Source organism: Amycolatopsis sp. NPDC052450, from assembly GCF_044547565.1.
Classification (GTDB): domain Bacteria; phylum Actinomycetota; class Actinomycetes; order Mycobacteriales; family Pseudonocardiaceae; genus Amycolatopsis.
Map to the genome: position 1 here is coordinate 147,255 of NZ_JBIUAQ010000015.1, position 16,837 is coordinate 164,091.

Genomic DNA, 16,837 nt, shown 5'->3' on the forward strand with positions numbered 1-16,837 from the left:
ATGAGTCTGTGGAGTAAGTGGCCACAGCGCTCGCAGGGGGGACGCTCGGTCGCCGAGTAGCCAGATCAGGTGATCTACCGGACTTTCGGAAAAGCACACGATCCGGTTCGCGGCGCCGAGGGGACCGAACCGCGCAGCCCGCCCTCCCACAGAATGTTCGCCAATCGGCCCTTGGGAGGACAGGGCCGCGATCAGGGCGAAAGTTGGTTGAGTCCGCACGACTGTCCGGCCGCGGCAGCCTTCTGTGTAGTACTCGTCGATGACGACCGCGCCGGGCTTACGGTCGTCGACCGTAAGAAGGGTCGCTTGTTCGCGGTAGACATCGACAATCAGGGAGCTCCTCGGTCACCGACATAGGCACCCGCCGCCCACACCCAATCGTCGCCGGATACCGCTTCGGCCTCTGGCAGAGCAACCCCACCATCGCTACTCGACGAGCGATGGACGCAGGTGACGCCAGCCGGGCAACCCTCTCGCAGCACTTCGCATGTCCTTGGCATCCGTGCTCGGATGAGTCGAGAACGTCGTCCTGGCGCGGAAGACTTGACGGCGACGGGCATCCCTAACTATCCCGCCTTGGAGTAAGCCCCGGCCACTGAGGCTGTCAGCCCCATCTGGCATTGTGATTTCCGTGGTGCCGAAAGCTGCTCTGGCCGATGTCGACGATCTCAAGAAATTTGCGATGATGTCCGCATCGTGGCGAGCCTTGCCTGAAACCGTCCAGAAACTAGTGCTCCCGCTGCTGGACCAGATGACGGAACTGGACCTTCCGGTGAGGTCAGGGGTCGCGCGACATGGGACAGACGCCACCATCACTTTCCACGGTACGCATCCGATGGTGCCGTACGGGCGTTCACGCTGGGAGATGAGCAACTCGGCCAAGCCCTGGATCAAGGCCAACGGGGAATACCGCAAGCGGACTGAGGCACTCGAGGACACACGTACTACGACGCTCGTCTTCGTCACGATGCGGCATTGGGAGAAGAAACACGAATGGGCGGCCGAGAAGCGGGCCGAAGGAGTCTGGGCTGACGTTCGTGTACTCGACTGCGCCGACCTGCACCTCTGGCTCTCTTCTCAGCCAGAGGTGCACCAATGGTTGTCCACCGAGATCGCGCGGTACCTACCCGCGGACCGCGCCGTTCCGGCGGAACTGCCGACGGGAGTCCCCTCGTTCGTAGGTCGCGAGGAAGAACTCGCCATCGCCAGCGGGCCAGCATCATTGGTCGTGATCTGTGGGCAGCCGGGCATTGGCAAGTCCACGCTCGCTGTGCACGCCGCCGGGGACACAACCAGCGACTATCCGGATGGCCGACTCTATCTCGACCTGCGTGGGACTCATCCGGATGCGGTCGCACCGGCTGACGCGCTCTCCCAGGTACTGGGCAGCCTGGGTGTACCCGAACTTAGCAGAGCGCGGTCCACTAGCGAACTGGCAGCTCTCTACCGAACTGAGGCCTCACGGTCGAAGTTCGTGCTGGTGCTCGACAACGCGAGAGACGAGGAGCAAGTGCGGCCGCTCCTGCTGGGTGAGTCACAGTCAAAAGTGATCATCACCAGTCGCAATCAACTAAAGGGCCTGAACACCGTCCATCGGATCCAGCTAGGCGTGCTGACCAGCGATGAAGCCGTCCAGATGCTGCGCAGCCGCATCACAGACGAACGTCCAACCGCAGAACCTGACGCGCTCGATGAGCTCGCCGCCCTTTGTGGCTGTCTGCCACTCGCGCTGGCCGTCGTCTCTAGCGGCGCGATGGCAGAGCCCAGCTCGTGGTCTCTCATGCGCCTCGCCGCCAAGCTCAAGGACGAGCGACGGAGGCTCGACCGGCTGCGCGCTGGCGACGTCGAGGTACGAGCCAGCCTCCAACTCTCCTACGACCTGCTAACGCCCGAGGAACAGACAGCATTCAGTGAGGTTTGCCTTATTCCAGGACCCTCACTCGGGTGCGAACTTGCCGGTGTGGCCGTTGCTGCCGACGAGGATGATGATGCCGAGCTGTTCATGATCAGGCTCGTCGAACGCTGCCTTGCCGAGCCGACGGACGCCCAGGGCCGGTTCCGGCTGCACGACTTGGTCCGTCTTTTCGGCAAAGAGATCATGTACCGGGGCCTGGATGCCTACCAGTCACCGGCCGCGAGTCTCCGCCTCCGCCGGCACCTCGTCAGCCACGCCCAACGATCGCTCGCACTGCTGCGTGCTGGTAGAGACGTCCTGTCAACCGATGTGGACCCCAGCGAGGTCCGCCGCTGGTTCGCCGCGAACATTCTCAATGTCGTGGCTGTGTTGCACGAAGTGGATCAGCTCGGGGCACACGGCACAGCCGTCGGCCTCTGCCGCGATCTCTGCTTCTACGCAACTGCCCAGTCCGATTGGAGGCGGCTCGACGAGTTCGCGCGACTCGGACTCGACATCACCGAGAGGGCACGGAAGAAGGAGGTCCTCGACGCCGCAGAAGCAGCTATGGCCGAGTCAATGTTCACCACATTTGTCGCCGAGAGCGCGACCGCGCGGCACGACCGCCGCGCAGCCAGCCTCTACGCCGCGAAGAGCATGATGCCTACCGTGCCCGACAACGCGCCACTGTTCCAGAAAACGTTGATACAGCAAGCAAGCGCATCCAGCTTGCGCCTGCAAGGCCGATACGACGAAGCCCTCGAGCTCTTCCTCGAAGTTCACCGCAGCTGGCACTCCCAAGGACACCACAACCAATACAACGCCAGGGCCGCCGCACACGACATCGGCCTCACTCTCACGGAGATGGGCCGCCCATCTGAAGCGATTCCCTACCTAGTGCAAGATCTCAAACTCGCCCGCAGTCACGGTGACACCGCGGAAATCGCCCAGTCCCTGCACTCTCTAGGCCTCGCTCAGAAAGCAAACAATCAACTCGACGACGCTGAAGCCTCGCTGGCTGCTTCGGCAGAGGCATTTGCATCATGCGGCATTCCCATCGCCGAAGGTGCCGCGCTAAACGACCTCGCGCTCGTCCTGTACATGCAAGGTCGTCAAGGCGAAGCATGCCGACATCACCACACCGATTTCAAGCTGTGCGAGTCGTTGGGAGATGCGGAAGGAGCCGCGCTCGCTCTCGTCGGCATCGCGAACAATCTCTTGAGCCTCGGCATCGAGAACGCCTCGTATGCGGCACACTGCCTCATCCACGCACTACAGCGAGTCGATAGCCGCACTAGCGGCAGAACCATCGGCTCGGCGGTGGCATCTGTGGGAGAACTCGCCTACAAACTAGGCAGGACGGAGCTTGGTGCCCATGCCTTCGCGGTTGCGGCAAGGGCATACGAAGTAAGCGCGGTTCCCGACGGGGAACTGAACGTCTTGATACGCCACAGGGCCGCCTTGTCCGATGCAGGCTTCACCGAAGAGGCCCGCTCCTTGGAGCAACGCGCGAAAAAACTGCTGACCGACGCTAAACCCTCCTCGCTGGTCAACCATATCAAGAACCAACGAGAGTGACGGCGAGAGCCGAGATACATCAGGCCCGCGCGAACCAAGTCCCGACTCAGGCCAAACCACCGGTGCTTCGATCGCCCCCGGAACCGGAGTACAAGCTCCGCCAACGTCCTCTCATCGGCTACTTGTTGAATGGCGGTACGACTGATGCCGGGCCAGGCTTGGTCGAGGTGTTCGAGGGGTGGCTCTCTCATCGGCTGCCCACCATGTTGTCGGGTGTGGCTCACTCATGGCGTGCCCCCGTCGAGCACCGTGGCGGGGTGTGGCTCAAGAGGGGTCTGCTCAGCTCGAAGTAGCGCTGCCCACCTCGCCTGATACCAGTCCAGGAACGGCGAGGAGAACAGCGTGGCACCAATGATCATCGGAGTGGACCCTCACAAGCGGTCCGCCACCATCGAGATCATCGACGAACGCGAGACCGTGCTGCACACCGGCCGGTTCGGCACCGATCAGGACGGCTATCACCGCATGCTGGCCACCGGTCGCCGGCATCCGCAACGGATGTGGGCGGTCGAAGGCTGTCAGGGCATCGGCCGCCATCTCGCCCAGCGCCTGGTCGCCGACGGCGAGGCCGTGATCGATGTGCCAGCGAAACTTTCGGCGCGGGTGCGGGTGTTCGCCACCGGCCAGGGCCGTAAGACCGACCCGGTCGACGCGCACTCGGTGGCCGTGGTCGCCTTACACACCAAGGATTTACGGCACGTTCAGGTTGATGACGCGACGGTAGCGCTGCGCTTGCTGGTCGATCATCGTGACGAACTGGGCCACGCTCGCACTCAGGTCGTCAACCGGTTGCACCGTCTGCTGCTGGAACTGCTTCCCGGCGGGGCGAAGAAGTTCCTGTCCCTCACCCAGGCCCGCGCCCTGCTGTCCTCGATGCGGCCGCGTGATGTAGTGGGCAGGACCCGCCGACGGCTGGCCGCGGACCTGGTCACCGAGCTCGGTCGGATCGACAAGCGGATCAAGATGGCAGACGCCGAACTGGGTGAGCTGGTCACGTCCACCGGCAGCACACTGCTGGAACTGTTCGGGATCGGCCCATCCAGCGCTGCCCGCCTGCTCGGTGACATTGGTGATATCAGCCGGTTTGCAGACAAGGGGCGGTTCGCGTCCTGGAACGGCACAGCGCCGTTGGAAGCATCGTCCGGTGATCGCCGTCGACACCGGCTGTCACGGGCGGGAAACCGCAGGATCAACCGGGTGCTGCACGTAATGGCCATCGTCCAGCTCCGTCACGACACCTCCGGCCGCGCCTACTACCAGCGCAGACTGGCCGACGGCAAGACGAGCATGGAAGCGGTACGGTGCCTGAAACGCCGCCTGTCAGACACCGTCTACCGCAGAATGGTCGCCGACACAGAGCGCGCAGCGGCAGGCCCAGGAGGACATTCGGGGGCGACTCCTGACTCCAGCGCGGCTGCCCTGAACCCCGTGGCCAGCACTTCGGAACAGTCACTTCCCGAACCCGCCAAGCACAAGGATAGGACAGTGACTTCCTCGTCCGCTTGACACAGAGGGGAGCCATGAGAGTGCGTGATCGATGGGCGCCACCAGACGAGGGGCCCGCCCTAATGGTCGCGGACACGCATCCCCCTGTCCAATCACAAGGCTCCAACCTCCCGACGCGACATCGAGGCCCCAACCGCGAAAACCGGGGCCTCCGGCTGCCCAGCAGAGCCCATAACGCCTCCCCCACTTGAGCGGTTCTCATACCCTGCTCAGCCCAGATTCCATGACATGGTTCGTGACATGAACACGCGTCATCTAGGGGGATTTCTGAGGTTTCAGTGAATCCGAGTGATGCTATAGTCGCTGGTAGAGGCCATAGTTAAGGAACTTAACGGCCCTCCGGAGGCAGGTGTCGCAGGTTCGAATCCTGCCGAGGGCACACAGTCTGACCGCGTATTTCACCAATGCGGTCGCCGGGCGCGCGGCACGGATAGGTCAGTTGCCGCAGAACGGCCCCGAAGTCTACGAGCACCGCGGCGCGGCAGCCTTGGCCCATCCCTCAAAGAGAGCCGACGCCAGCCAATGACGGCTTGCGAAGGCCATCTGCTCGGCAGTAACGCCACATCCGCCTTCAGAAGGACGCTTCGGGTCCGCTCCTCGCGCCAGCAAATAAGCCGTGACGTCCACGTGCAGCGGCTCGCCTGTCTGCGTGTGACTGTCGATCTCGACGTCAATGGCATGGTGCAGCAAAGTAAGCCCATCATGCTCTTCATTGATGTCAGCGCCGCCGTCGAGAACTTCACCGAATTCGATCGACATCAAGATAAGCCCGCCTTCGCGCTCAGCGAGGTGTCCACATAGGACTCCCGACGTTCGCTCGCCTGTCGTAGCAGCGCGAGAGCCTCTTCGGAGGGGGATCCGGCGGGGGTCGTGCAGACGATCAGCATCTGGTCCGGCGAGCGGGCGATCGACAATGTCTGCTGCGTGATGGTCACCGTGCCGACGACGGGATGGTGCAGGTCGTAGGACGCGGCGTCGCAGGGTGCCACGCGGTGGTCGCCCCAGAGTGCGACGAACTCCGGGCTCTTCATCGTCAGTTCGCCGATCAGTTCCGCGAGCAGTGGGTCCTGCGGGTGCCTGCCGACGGTGCTCCGCAGGTTGCCGACCACCGCGCGGGCCTTGCGCTTCCAGTCCGTGTACAGCTCCCGGCAGTGCGGGTCCAGGAACAGGATCCGGCTCATGTTCGGCCGCTCCGCCGGGTTGTCCGGGCTGTGGAAGTCCAGGTGGCCTGCCAGCAGGGCGTGTCCGAGGGTGTTCCACGCCAGTACGTCCGTCCGCCGGCCGAGCACCAGCGCCGGGACGCCGTCCACGGCGCGCAGGAGGTCCCGCGTCTCGTCGGCGAGCTTCTCGGGCCGGGGGCGGCGCGGGCGGGGAGTGCGGCGGGCGGCATCGGCGAGGCGGTTGAGATGCTCGCGTTCGTGGTCGTCGAGCAGCAGGGCGCGGGCGATCGCCTCGAGGACTTCGGCCGAGGCTCCGCGGGACAGCCCCTGCTCCAACCTCGTGTAGTACGAGACGCTGACGCCCGCCAGCTGGGCCAGTTCCTCGCGTCGGAGCCCGGCCACCCGCCGTCGCGGCCCGAGGTCGCGCAGGCCGACGTCGTCCGGTCGTAGCAGCGCACGTCTGGCCTGCAAGAAGTCGCCGAGTGGGCCGGGTCCGTCCATACCCCCAGTATCCGGCGCACGGCCCGATCCCGGCCACCCCCTGTGAGGGGTAGGACAACGCGGGACTGGTTCGTGCGCGCCCCCGTGTCCAGGCTCGGTCTCAGTCACCGAACCGAGGGACGGACCACATGGATCAGATCACCCTGGGCGACGTCACCGTCACCCGCGTCAAGGAGTTCTACGGCTCGGTCGAGCTGAGTCCGGGCCAGTTCTTCCCGGACAGCCCCGACGGCTCATGGGACGAGCACCGCGGCTGGCTGGCACCCGATTTCTGGAACCCGGAGACCGGCGAGTGCCACTCGGCGATCCAGTCGTGGCTGTTGCGCAGCGAAGGGCGCACGATCCTCGTCGACACCGGCGTCGGCAACCACAAGGACCGGCCCTACGCGCAGGTGTGGAGCCGCAGGGACACCGGCTATCTCGACAACCTCGCCGCCGCCGGAGTGCGCCCCGAGGACGTCGACATCGTGGTCAACACACACTTGCACATCGACCACGTCGGCTGGAACACCCGGCTCGACGGCCGTGCCTGGGTGCCGACCTTCCCGAACGCGACGTACCTGATGACGCGGCGGGACTTCGAGTTCTGGGACCCGGCCAACGAGCACGAGACGGTGCTCGGCCGCGGCAACCAGAACGTCTTCGAGGACAGCGTCACGCCGGTCCACGAGGCGGGGCTGACGCACCTGTGGGACGGGTCGTACCGGATCGACAAGAACCTGCGCCTCGATCTCGCTCCCGGGCACACCCCCGGCTCGTCCGTGCTCGCACTGGAGTCCGGCGGCGACCGGGCCCTGTTCGTCGGGGATCTGGTGCACACCGCGCTGCAGATCGTGGAGCCGGAGACCAATTCCTGCTTCTGCGAGGACCCGGCCGAGTCCCGGGCCACCCGGCACAAGCTGCTCGGCCACGCCGCCGAGACCAACGCGCTCGTCTTCCCCGCGCACTTCGCCGGCCAGGGTGCCGCGGAGGTCGAACGCGACGGGTCGAAGTTCGCGATCAAGGAGTGGGCGGGCTTCTCCCGCATCTCCTGACATTCCAGGAAAGGAAGCGTTTCCCGTGACCCAGTACGCAGACCCGGTCGTCGAAACCCCGGCGGGCGCCGTGCGCGGCGTCCGCGACGACTCCGGCGAGTTCTACCGTGCCATCCCCTACGCGGCGGCACCGATCGGTGCCCGCCGTTTCGCCTCGCCCGCACCGCATCCGGGCTGGTCCGGCGTCCGCGACGGCACCCGGCCTTCGCCGACGGCTCCCCAACCGATCCGCGACTTCGGCGAGCTCGACATGACCCCCTACTTCGGACCGGGCTGGGTCCGGGGCGAGGAGTACCTGACCGTCGACGTCCGCACGCCCGCCGCAGACAGTGGCAGGCGGCCCGTCCTGGTCTTCGTGCACGGCGGCGGATTCGTCACCGGCTCGAACCGCGCCGCGCTCTACGACGGCAGCGCGTTCGCCCGCGACGGCATCGTCCTCGTGACGGTGAACTACCGCCTCGGCATCCCCGGTTTCCTCGACCTGGATGGCGCGCCGCCCAACCGCGGACTGCTCGACGTGCTCGCCGCGCTCGGCTGGGTACGCGCCACGATCGCGGCGTTCGGCGGCGACCCGGACAACGTCACGGTCTTCGGCCAGTCCGCGGGCGCCACCCTCGTCGGAGGGCTACTCGCGACGCCGGAGGCCAAAGGGCTGTTCCGGCGGGCGATCATCCAGAGCGGCAGCGGCACCGGCGCCTTCACCCCGGAACAGGCGCGACGGGTCACCACCACGGCGGCCGCCACGCTGGGCGTCGAACCGACCGCCGACGCCTTCTCCGCGATCCCGGACGAGCGCTTCGTCAAGGTCTTGCCCGCGCTGGCCGGACTCGACCTGCGCACCAGCACCGCCACAGATCCGTTGGCAGGCCTCAGCCCGTTCAGCCTGGTCCTCGCGGTCCAGCCCGTCGACGGTCTCGCGGATGGCCCGGCCCGCGACGTGGACCTGCTGATCGGCACCAACACCGAAGAGGGGAACCTTTACCTTGCGCCGCAAGGAAATGGGGAGTCTTCCACGGAGGCCGATGTGCTCGGGGAGGCTCTGTTCGGCGCCGGTACGGCCCGCATGGCGCAAGCCCACGCGCAAATTTCGGATGGTCGCACACACGTTTACTCGTTCGGATATCGCTCGACGGCCCTGAACGGACGGCTCGGTGCCGCCCACACCGTCGAGCTGCCTTTCGTCTTCGACATCGCCGACAAGCCTTGGTTGCACGGCGACACAGGCCTGCTCGGTCCCGGCCCCGCCCCGGACGGCCTCGCGGCCCGGATGCACGGCGCCTGGGTCGCGTTCGCCGTCACCGGGGACCCGGGCTGGGCCGCGTACGACCCGTGGCGGCGGTTCAGCCAGTACCTCGGGTATTGAGGGGTAAGGCAAACGTGTCATGGCGTGGGGCCGGTGTCGCTTCTGCGTACGCGTTCTCCTGGTAGTGAGGGCCTCTTTGCCTACTCTGACGGTAGGGAAGGAGGCTTTCGCTACCGTCGGATGTGGTCCCTGGTGACGGTGGGGCGGCTGTGGCCTCGGCGGCTGGTCGTGACACGCGAGATCCGGGTCTGAGCACGCGAGTACGGTGCCGCGTCACCCAGCCACCGCCTCACCCGAGACACGCCACGTTTGCCTAACCCCTCAAATAAACCTGGATGACCTTGTCCGGCCTGGCCAGTAGTCTCCAGCGGACGACCGAACCAGGGGGAATGCGCGTGTCGAGCCACTTCGAGGCGATCGGGATCGGCTTCACCGACCAGAACGAGTTCGGGGAGAAGGTCATTTCCCTTGTCGGTATGGGCGAAGCCCGGCAGATCACCGCGAAGCTCAGTGAACATGTTTGGACTGATGCTTCGGGTGCCCGGCTGGTCGCACAGGTCCGCGGCCGCGGGATCGAGTACCTCTTGCCGTGTCTGGCCGGCACGACGCCCGCGGTGCCGGTACGCGGCGTTCGCCTCGTCGACGACGAGACCGCGACGCTCGAACTCCTCGACGGTGTCGACGGCGAGTTGGTCTGTCCCATCGCGGTGGAGCTGGAAGACCGAGCGGTACTCGCCCACTCCGGCGGGGAGCTCGAGACTGGGTCACTGGTGCTGGCCGCGCTGGCCGAAGACGTCACCGTGCACGCCGACGCCGAGGCCTACGATGCCTCGCAGGGCGACGATGGACCGAAATTCGCCGCCGACCACTTCATCCCTTCCGGCACCTTCGCGTTCGGAGAGCCCGCGTCCGACTGGACGCCCTCCGCCCACGCGCTGTTCGCCGGTGAGGTCATCGAGGCCGAGACTCCCGTCAACACCGTTACCGGTGCGGCATTCCATCGGATCCGGGTCCGCACCATCGCCGCGATCGAACTCGACGTCGCCATCGCGACCACCGCCCTCAAGGAACTACCCGCGCGCGGCAACATCCTGACCGGAACCTTCTTCCTTACCGGAAGGCTGGGACTACAGCCGGCCGGGCCCACGGAGAAGCGGCGGCGCTGGTTCCGGCGATAGGCTCGCGACTCAAGTCCCGGAGATGGCCCGGATTCCGGCGATCAACCGGTCGACGTGTTCGGGCGTCGTGCCGATGCCGATACTCGCGCGCACAGCGGTCGGCGTGGTCGCGCCCGCTTCGTCCAGCAGCCGCCGGGTGAAGAGGTGGGCGCAGAAGAGGCCGTCGCGCACGCCGATGCCGAATTCCGCGGCCAGGCGGGTGGACACCGTGCGCGTCTCGACGCCGTCGACGGTGAAGGAGACGATGCCCAGCCTGTCCGGCCAGCTGCCGCCTGCGCCCAGTATCCGCACGCCGGGGATCGCCGCCAGGCCGTCGTGCAGCCGGGTCATGAGGGCGTCCTCCTCGGCTCGGACCGTGTCCAGGTCGGCCGCCGCGAGGGCATCGCACGCGGCGGCGAGGGCCACCGCGCCGATGACGTTCGGGGAGCCCGCCTCGTGGCGCGCGGCACCGGACGCCCAGCGGACGTCGCCGGGCGCGTCACCGACGTGCGCGGTGGCACCGCCGCCCGCGAGGTACGGCCGTGCGCGGTCGAGCCAGTCGGCGCGGCCGGCGAGTACGCCGGTGCCGAACGGGGCGTACAGCTTGTGGCCGGAGAAAGCCACATAGTCGAGGTCGAGCGCGGCGATGTCGATGCGCCGGTGTGGCGCGAGTTGCGCGGCGTCCACCGCGATGCGGGCGCCGAAGCGGTGGGCGGTGGCGGCGAGTTCGGCCAGCGGCCAGACCTCACCGGTCACATTGGACGCTCCGGTGACGGCCAGCAGCGCCGGTCCCTCGTGCTGCGTCGCAAGCGCGTTCGTTGCGGCGGAAACCGCTTCACCTGGCGACGAAGGCGCCGGGAGCCGGACGACTTCGTACCAGGGTAAGAGGTTCGCGTGGTGTTCGCCTTCGAACGTGAGGACGACGGTGTCCGCCGGAACGACGTGCGCGAGCAGGTTCAGTGCGTCGGTGGTGTTGCGGGTGAACACCACCGCGTCGTCGGGGCGGCAGCCGAGGAACTTGGTGACGGACTCGCGGGCGGCCTCGTACTTTTCCGTGCACAGCTGGGAAAGCGCACCGGCACCGCGGTGCACGCTCGCGTAGAGCGGAAGCAGCTCCCCCACCACGTCGGCCACTTCGCGCAGGCACGGCGCGCTCGCCGCGTAGTCCAGGTTGGCGTAGGCGATCTTCGTCCCGTCGGCCAACCCCACTTTGACGTCAGAACCCAGCACGCCCAGTGTGTTCCCACTCATCCCGAAGCTCCTCCGCCGACCGGACCACTGTTCGCACCTGATGGTCGCAGCGTTCTCACCAGGTGGACATCTCCTGCGCTGCCACGGATCAAGAAAAGGCCCACGGTGAAGTGGCGATCGCGCATCCGTTCCGCTCGAACCGCCCGGGATGGCGTGCCACGAGCGTGCCGAGGTCGCGCCGGACGGGCACCGCGATCGGCCCCAGCCTCCGTTCCCAGTCCGCCACCGGCCTCGTGCCCAGCGCCTTGGTGATCGCTTCCGGCAGTTCTTCGCTCAAGGGCAAGGAAATATCGAGGAGCGAACACAGCGCATCGACGTCGTCGGTCACGATCGCGAGCAGCCCGTCGGCCGCGGGGAAGACACCATCGACGGCAGCGGGTGACGGCTCGCGCAGCAGGGCGTCGGCCGCGGCCAGCAGCGACGTCGTGACCTCGCCACCACGGCCGGTACGCTGACGCGCCACCAGCGCGGCCAGGATCCCTTCCGCCGAAACGAATCCGCCCGCGACGTCCACCATGATCATCAACGTCGGCCGCGGCGGTTCCCCGGCGGGCGTCAGCGCGTCGGCCACCCCGGAGTAGGCCTGGACCATGTAGTCCGTACCGGCGGGCGGATTCTTCCCCAGCGCGTCACCCCAGCCGCAAGCCGCCGCATAGACCAGCCCGGGGTTCACCGCGTGCAGGGTGGTCGCGTCCAGGCCGAGCTCGAGGTCCTTGCCGGGTGCCCAATTGTGCAGGAAGACGTCGGCGTCGCGGATCAGGTCCAGGACTTCGGCGCGGCCCTCCGCCTGCTTGAAGTCGATCTCGGCGACCCGCTTGCCGTCGTTGAGGACGCGGAACTTCGCCGAGCGGTCACCCGCCATCGGCGGCATACCCCGCAAGGGGTCGCCGCCCGGCGGTTCGATCCGGGTGACGGTCGCGCCGAGCAGCGACAGCAGCCGCGTCGCCAGCGGGCCCTGCACCCGGCGCGTCGACTCGACGACGTGGATCCCGGCGAGCGGCAGACCTGCGGTGGCATCGGATCCGGGCGGCGCCGCACGTCCGGCACGGAAGGACCACGGCGGTAAGCCCGCGTCAGGATCGGCGCGCCGGTCGGCCACCGTCCGCACCGGGCAGACGTGCATCCCGGTCGACGCGGCGATCGAACGGATCTCCTCGTACGAGACGGACTCGACCGCCTCGTGCAGCTCACGCGGGAGCGACACCGACGCACGTTCGTAGCGGAGAAGGAATGGCCGCCAGCCCCGCCCGATCGCTCGCTCCGGCGTTCCCAGCGAGGCCCAGAACCGTTGCCAGGCCTCACCGCTGAACGCTTCGACCTCGAACGCGACGCCGTCGGCGGAGACGAACGGCGGCCGCGCCGCCGACGGCGTTCCTTCCGGCCCCTCGGGATCCTCGTCCGCGGTGGCGGCGGCGATGTACTGCCCGACCGCGAGCAGGGCGACGCCGTCCGCGCCCAGCTCGACCCGGGACACGGGATTTCCGCGCAGCTGAGCCAAAGTCGTGGCCAGCATGCCCTGAACGGCGGCGATTCCCGTGAGCACCGAAACATAGTCGACACCCAGCGGGCGCGGCTGCGCCTCGGACCGTCCGTGCAGTGCCATGATCCCGCAGTCGGCCTGCACGAGGTTCTCCGGGAACGGCCCGCGCAAGCCGGCCTCGACCGAAACGCCCGGCCCGCTCAGGCCGAGGGGGCCGGGCCGCTCTCGATCGACTTCGGCCTCCAGCATCCGCAGCCGGTCGAGCGCGGTCTCGACGGCGGGGCCGGATCCACCACAGTGGACCCGGAAACCTTTCAAGGGCGCGGAAAAGGACACGAAGAACCTCCGGGAAGCGAATGCGGGAACGGCCTGGCGTCCGCTGCGGCGGACGCCAGGCCGGAAGGGTCCGATGGCGAAAGGACTACACCGGAACAGATTCCCCGCGCGGTGGCGGCACCGCGGCGGCCTTGCGGGCGGCCCGGCGCTTGATGACCCGCTCGCCCCAGTTCATCAGGGGGCGTTCCAACAGGTAGTACGAGATCGTCGACAGGATGATCGTGCCGACCAGGGTCACCAGTTGCAGCTCCCAGAACCCGGTGCCGGCGCGGATCATCATCAACGGCATCGGCTCCCCGTTGAAATAGGCGTCCGGCTTCTGCAGATAGAAATGCATCACCGCGAACTGCCACAGGTAAACGCCGTAGGAGATCTTGCCGATGAACAGGATCACGCGGTTGGTGAACACCGCGCGGATGAGGCGCGATTCGGGGCCCGGCGCGACCATCGAAAGCAACAAGGTCGCCGAGAGAATGGCCAACAGGCCGTAGAAGATCCCGAGCGCGGTGAGACTGTAATAGTCGTCCATGCCGATTTCACTGCCGGGGCGGGCACAGTTGATGAGCAGGCAGGTCAGCGCGATGCCCAGGAACAGGACGCGGTGGCGGCCGGCGAAAGCGAGCAGCTTGGGCGTATCCCGGGGCGACGCCTTCTGCAGCTCCAGCCAGATCGCGATGACCATACCGATCGCGACCTCGGGCATCAGGCCCATCGGGTACCAGAACAGCGCGCGGGTGCCGAGACCGTTCATCTGCGAGTACAGCAGCCAGGCGATACCGGCCGCGAACAGGAGCGGCACCGGGAGCATCATCCGGTACGCCCGCGCCCGCGCGGTCTTGCCGCGGGAGGCGAACTTGAAGGTGGCCCAGGCGAGCAGCGGCAGCAGGAGGTAGAACTGCGCCATGTCCGGCACGGTCCACGTGATCTCCATGCCGTTGCTCCAGCCGTCCCAGTCGTAGATGTGCAGCAGCAGCATCGGACGGAGGACGTCCCACAGGTTCTCGACCTGCTGGAGGTTCAGTGCGACCAGCACCACGAGGTACATCGCGTAGTACGCGGGAACCAGGCGCAGCACCCGCCGGATCACCGTGCCTTCGCGTTTGCGCGGGGTGCCGTTGATGATCGACTTCGCGAAACCCTGGTAGACGAACATGCCCGTGAGCACGAAGAAGACGCCGGCGAAGATCTGCAACCCACCGGTGAAGAAGCCACCGACCGCGCTGGTCGAAGCGATCGTGCCGCCGAGTTCCTTGGTGCCGAGCACTCCCGCGATCATCGCGACGTGCGTGAAGAGCAGCGCGAGCGCGCAGACCCCGCGCAGGCCGTCGACGGCGAGATAGCGTTGTTTGGCTGGCTTTTCCGCGGCTGCGGGCGGCCCGCCAGTCCGCGTTGCGGTAACGCTCATTTGTGCGTCCTTTCTCCCAAAAGCGATGGGGGTGAACCGCGCTCGAGCATTTCCACTTCACGCGGCGGAACCCAGACCAGTAACCGGCTGCCTCGCAAGCTTCGCACCGCCATATGGGCCACGTCTTATCCCATTCTGCGAGCATTTCAACCGCGAGATGGCGTGCTCCAGTAGCGGAAGTCCGTGAAGGCCTCCTTGAGGGACTCTGGGTCCCTCAAGGAGGCCTTCACGGACTTGGCACGGCGCGGGCCCGGACTGACCGACGGAGCTCAGTCGCTCCTGACTATCCATAAAGGACGCTCCGCTGAACCCATGGTCGAGATGCGTCGCGAAAGCCACTTTCGGGACGCCAGGCGTCGCGAAAGTGGCTTTCGCGACACCGTCGCCCCATGGCCGCGAGCGAATCCCCGCGACCCGACACCTTCGCGTAGCCCAACCCGGGCATCAGCGTCCCGCAACGAGTCATGAGCCGCGTCCAACCAGGGCCGAAGGCGTCCATCACCGCATCAGACGCAGCGAAAGGAGCCTTCGGCCTACCACCGGCTCAGGCGGCTTCTTCTTCGAGGCGTCGCGCGATGTCGGCGCGCAGGACCTTCTTGTCGATCTTCCCGATCGGCGTGCGCGGCATCGCGTCGACGACGACGAGCCGCTCCGGCAGTTTGAACCGGGCCACTCCCGCCGTCTCCATGACGTCGATGACGTCTTGCAGTGCGACGGAATTGCCGGGGGTCGGCACGACGTAGAGGCAGCCGCGCTCCCCCAGCACGGGGTCCGGCATCGCGACCGAGGCCGCCATCTCGACCGAGTCGAGCTGGTAGGCGAAGGATTCGACCTCCTCGGCCGCGATCTTCTCGCCGCCGCGGTTGATCACGTCCTTGGTGCGCCCCTCGACGACGACGTAGCCGTCCGGGCGCAGCCGTACGACGTCGCCCGTGCGGTACCAGCCGTCCGGGGTGAAGGCGCGTTCGTTGTGTTCGGGCGCGCGGTAGTAGCCGCGGATCGTGTACGGGCCGCGGGTGATCAGTTCGCCCTGCTCGTCCGGCGGGACCGGGTTCCCGTCGGGGTCGACGACGCGCAGTTCGTCGGCCGGGTTGATCGGGCGGCCCTGGGTGTCACAGGTGATGTCGAACGGGTCGTCCAGCCGGGTGAGGTTGGTCAGTCCTTCCGCCATTCCGTAGCCCTGCTGCAACGTGCAGCCGAACACCGAGCTGATCTGCCGGACCAGCTGGTCCTGCAGCCGCGCGGCGCCGAGCGTCAGCACCTGGAACGACGACAGGTCATGGTGCTGGTCGGCCTCGCGGTACTCGAGCCAGCGCACCACGATCGCCGGCACCACCGACGTCACCGTGGCACGTTCGGTTTCGATCGCGCCGAGCGAGTCGGGCGCGGACGGCGACGGCGAGACGACCACGCGGCCGCCCGCCCACAGCACGCCGAGGATCGCGCTCAGCGGGTAGTTGTGCCCGAACGGCAACACGGCGAGATACACCGAAAAAGCGTCGAAACCGAAAGCGTCGGCGGATCCGTCGACGTAGCAGGCGTAGTCGTCGTGGGTGCGCGCGATGAGCTTCGGCAGCCCCGTGGTGCCACCGGAAAGGATCAGCAGCGCGACCGAACGAGGGTCGGGAGCCACCGCGTCCAGTTCGGCGCGTGCCGCCGCGGCATCCGTGGCAGGAGCGCAAAGCGCGCGCAGGTCAACGTGGCCGTCGCGGACGTCACCGGCGACGATGACGTGCTCGATCGTCTCGGCCCCGGCGGCGATCCCGGCCGCGAGTTCCTGGTGGTCGAAGTCCTTCACGCGGTCCGGCACGGCGATCGCGCGTGCCTCCGACAGTTCGGCCAGGTAGGACAGTTCGTGCCTGCGGTGCTGGATCAGCGCCATCACCGGGATCACGCCGAGCCGGAAGCACGCCAGCGTCAGCACGACGAACTCCCAGCCGTTGGGCAGCTGCACCAGGAGCCGGTCGTCGGGCCGGAGGCCCAGTGCACGCAACCGCTGCGCGGCACCGTCCACACGGGACAGCAGTTCGGCGTAGGTCAGCCGGAAGTCGCCGTCGGTCAGCGCTTCGACGTCCGGAGTCGCGTCGGCGGCGGTCACGAAGCGCGAAGCGAGCACCTGGCCCTTCCAGTGGCCTTCGGCGACATAGCGCTCGACGAGGTCGGCGGGCCAGGGTACCGTTCCCGCACGGCTCGGCTGGACAGGTTTCGAGGGCACGACGGCCTCCCTTTCTC

At 67.1% G+C, this 16,837-nt stretch carries 11 protein-coding genes; 5 read left to right on the plus strand and 6 right to left on the minus strand.

From position 1 onward, the window contains the following. The first annotated feature begins 631 nt into the window (after window positions 1-631). Together ACIHAO_RS24680 and ACIHAO_RS24685 are read left to right on the plus strand one after the other, a co-directional pair. Window positions 632-3,472 carry an ATP-binding protein gene (locus tag ACIHAO_RS24680; protein WP_396561502.1) on the plus strand — a complete coding sequence of 947 codons (2,841 nt, stop codon included), beginning with the start codon at window positions 632-634 and terminating at the stop codon, window positions 3,470-3,472. A 351-nt stretch (window positions 3,473-3,823) separates the two neighbouring features. Then, window positions 3,824-4,978, plus strand: a complete 1,155-nt coding sequence (locus ACIHAO_RS24685; protein WP_396561504.1) for an IS110 family transposase — start codon at window positions 3,824-3,826, stop codon at window positions 4,976-4,978. Between the two features lie 462 nt (window positions 4,979-5,440). Here the strand turns inward: ACIHAO_RS24685 and ACIHAO_RS24690 are convergent, their stop codons facing one another. Further along, the gene (locus ACIHAO_RS24690) at window positions 5,441-5,737 is read right to left on the minus strand and encodes an ankyrin repeat domain-containing protein (protein WP_396561506.1); all 297 of its coding nucleotides are present in this window, start codon (window positions 5,735-5,737) and stop codon (window positions 5,441-5,443) included. Continuing rightward, a complete protein-coding gene (locus ACIHAO_RS24695) occupies window positions 5,737-6,639 on the minus strand; it encodes a helix-turn-helix transcriptional regulator (RefSeq protein ID WP_396561508.1) in 903 nt (300 codons plus the stop codon). The genes ACIHAO_RS24690 and ACIHAO_RS24695 overlap by 1 nt, the downstream gene beginning before the upstream one ends. Window positions 6,640-6,767: 128 nt before the next feature. Here ACIHAO_RS24695 and ACIHAO_RS24700 point away from each other — a divergent pair, with 128 nt between their 5' ends. The 3 genes from ACIHAO_RS24700 to ACIHAO_RS24710 all read left to right on the plus strand — a co-directional run bounded on the left by ACIHAO_RS24700 (window position 6,768) and on the right by ACIHAO_RS24710 (window position 10,154). Beyond that, the gene (locus ACIHAO_RS24700; RefSeq protein ID WP_396561510.1) at window positions 6,768-7,673 is read left to right on the plus strand and encodes an MBL fold metallo-hydrolase; all 906 of its coding nucleotides are present in this window, start codon (window positions 6,768-6,770) and stop codon (window positions 7,671-7,673) included. Window positions 7,674-7,698: 25 nt separating this feature from the next. Further along, window positions 7,699-9,036, plus strand: coding sequence for a carboxylesterase/lipase family protein (locus ACIHAO_RS24705; RefSeq protein ID WP_396561512.1), 1,338 nt, complete (start codon window positions 7,699-7,701; stop codon window positions 9,034-9,036). Between the two features lie 275 nt (window positions 9,037-9,311). Next, complete coding sequence (locus ACIHAO_RS24710; RefSeq protein WP_396561514.1) at window positions 9,312-10,154, plus strand: hypothetical protein; 843 nt, start codon at window positions 9,312-9,314, stop codon at window positions 10,152-10,154. Window positions 10,155-10,163: 9 nt separating this feature from the next. On the opposite strand, the gene ACIHAO_RS24715 is transcribed toward ACIHAO_RS24710, so the two are convergent. From ACIHAO_RS24715 to ACIHAO_RS24730, 4 genes are all read right to left on the minus strand, one after another. Then, window positions 10,164-11,384 (minus strand): aminotransferase class V-fold PLP-dependent enzyme, encoded by a 1,221-nt coding sequence (locus tag ACIHAO_RS24715; RefSeq protein WP_396561516.1) that lies wholly within the window; start codon window positions 11,382-11,384, stop codon window positions 10,164-10,166. A gap of 88 nt (window positions 11,385-11,472) precedes the next feature. Then, window positions 11,473-13,200: a CoA transferase gene (locus tag ACIHAO_RS24720; protein WP_396561518.1), complete on the minus strand. Its 1,728-nt coding sequence runs from the start codon at window positions 13,198-13,200 to the stop codon at window positions 11,473-11,475. 85 nt (window positions 13,201-13,285) lie between these two features. After that, window positions 13,286-14,605 carry an acyltransferase family protein gene (locus ACIHAO_RS24725; protein WP_396561520.1) on the minus strand — a complete coding sequence of 440 codons (1,320 nt, stop codon included), beginning with the start codon at window positions 14,603-14,605 and terminating at the stop codon, window positions 13,286-13,288. 544 nt (window positions 14,606-15,149) lie between these two features. Next, window positions 15,150-16,820: a (2,3-dihydroxybenzoyl)adenylate synthase gene (locus ACIHAO_RS24730; protein WP_396561522.1), complete on the minus strand. Its 1,671-nt coding sequence runs from the start codon at window positions 16,818-16,820 to the stop codon at window positions 15,150-15,152. Between the last annotated feature and the right edge of the window lie 17 nt (window positions 16,821-16,837).

Bases quoted from the DNA above. Each gene is read 5' to 3' on its own strand.
- ACIHAO_RS24725 (WP_396561520.1), bottom strand. From the start codon at position 14,605: ATGAGCGTTACCGCAACGCGGACTGGCGGGCCGCCCGCAGCCGCGGAA.
- ACIHAO_RS24685 (WP_396561504.1), top strand. From the start codon at position 3,824: ATGATCATCGGAGTGGACCCTCACAAGCGGTCCGCCACCATCGAGATC.
- ACIHAO_RS24715 (WP_396561516.1), bottom strand. From the start codon at position 11,384: ATGAGTGGGAACACACTGGGCGTGCTGGGTTCTGACGTCAAAGTGGGG.
- ACIHAO_RS24695 (WP_396561508.1), bottom strand. From the start codon at position 6,639: ATGGACGGACCCGGCCCACTCGGCGACTTCTTGCAGGCCAGACGTGCG.
- ACIHAO_RS24690 (WP_396561506.1), bottom strand. From the start codon at position 5,737: ATGTCGATCGAATTCGGTGAAGTTCTCGACGGCGGCGCTGACATCAAT.
- ACIHAO_RS24700 (WP_396561510.1), top strand. From the start codon at position 6,768: ATGGATCAGATCACCCTGGGCGACGTCACCGTCACCCGCGTCAAGGAG.
- ACIHAO_RS24710 (WP_396561514.1), top strand. From the start codon at position 9,312: ATGACCTTGTCCGGCCTGGCCAGTAGTCTCCAGCGGACGACCGAACCA.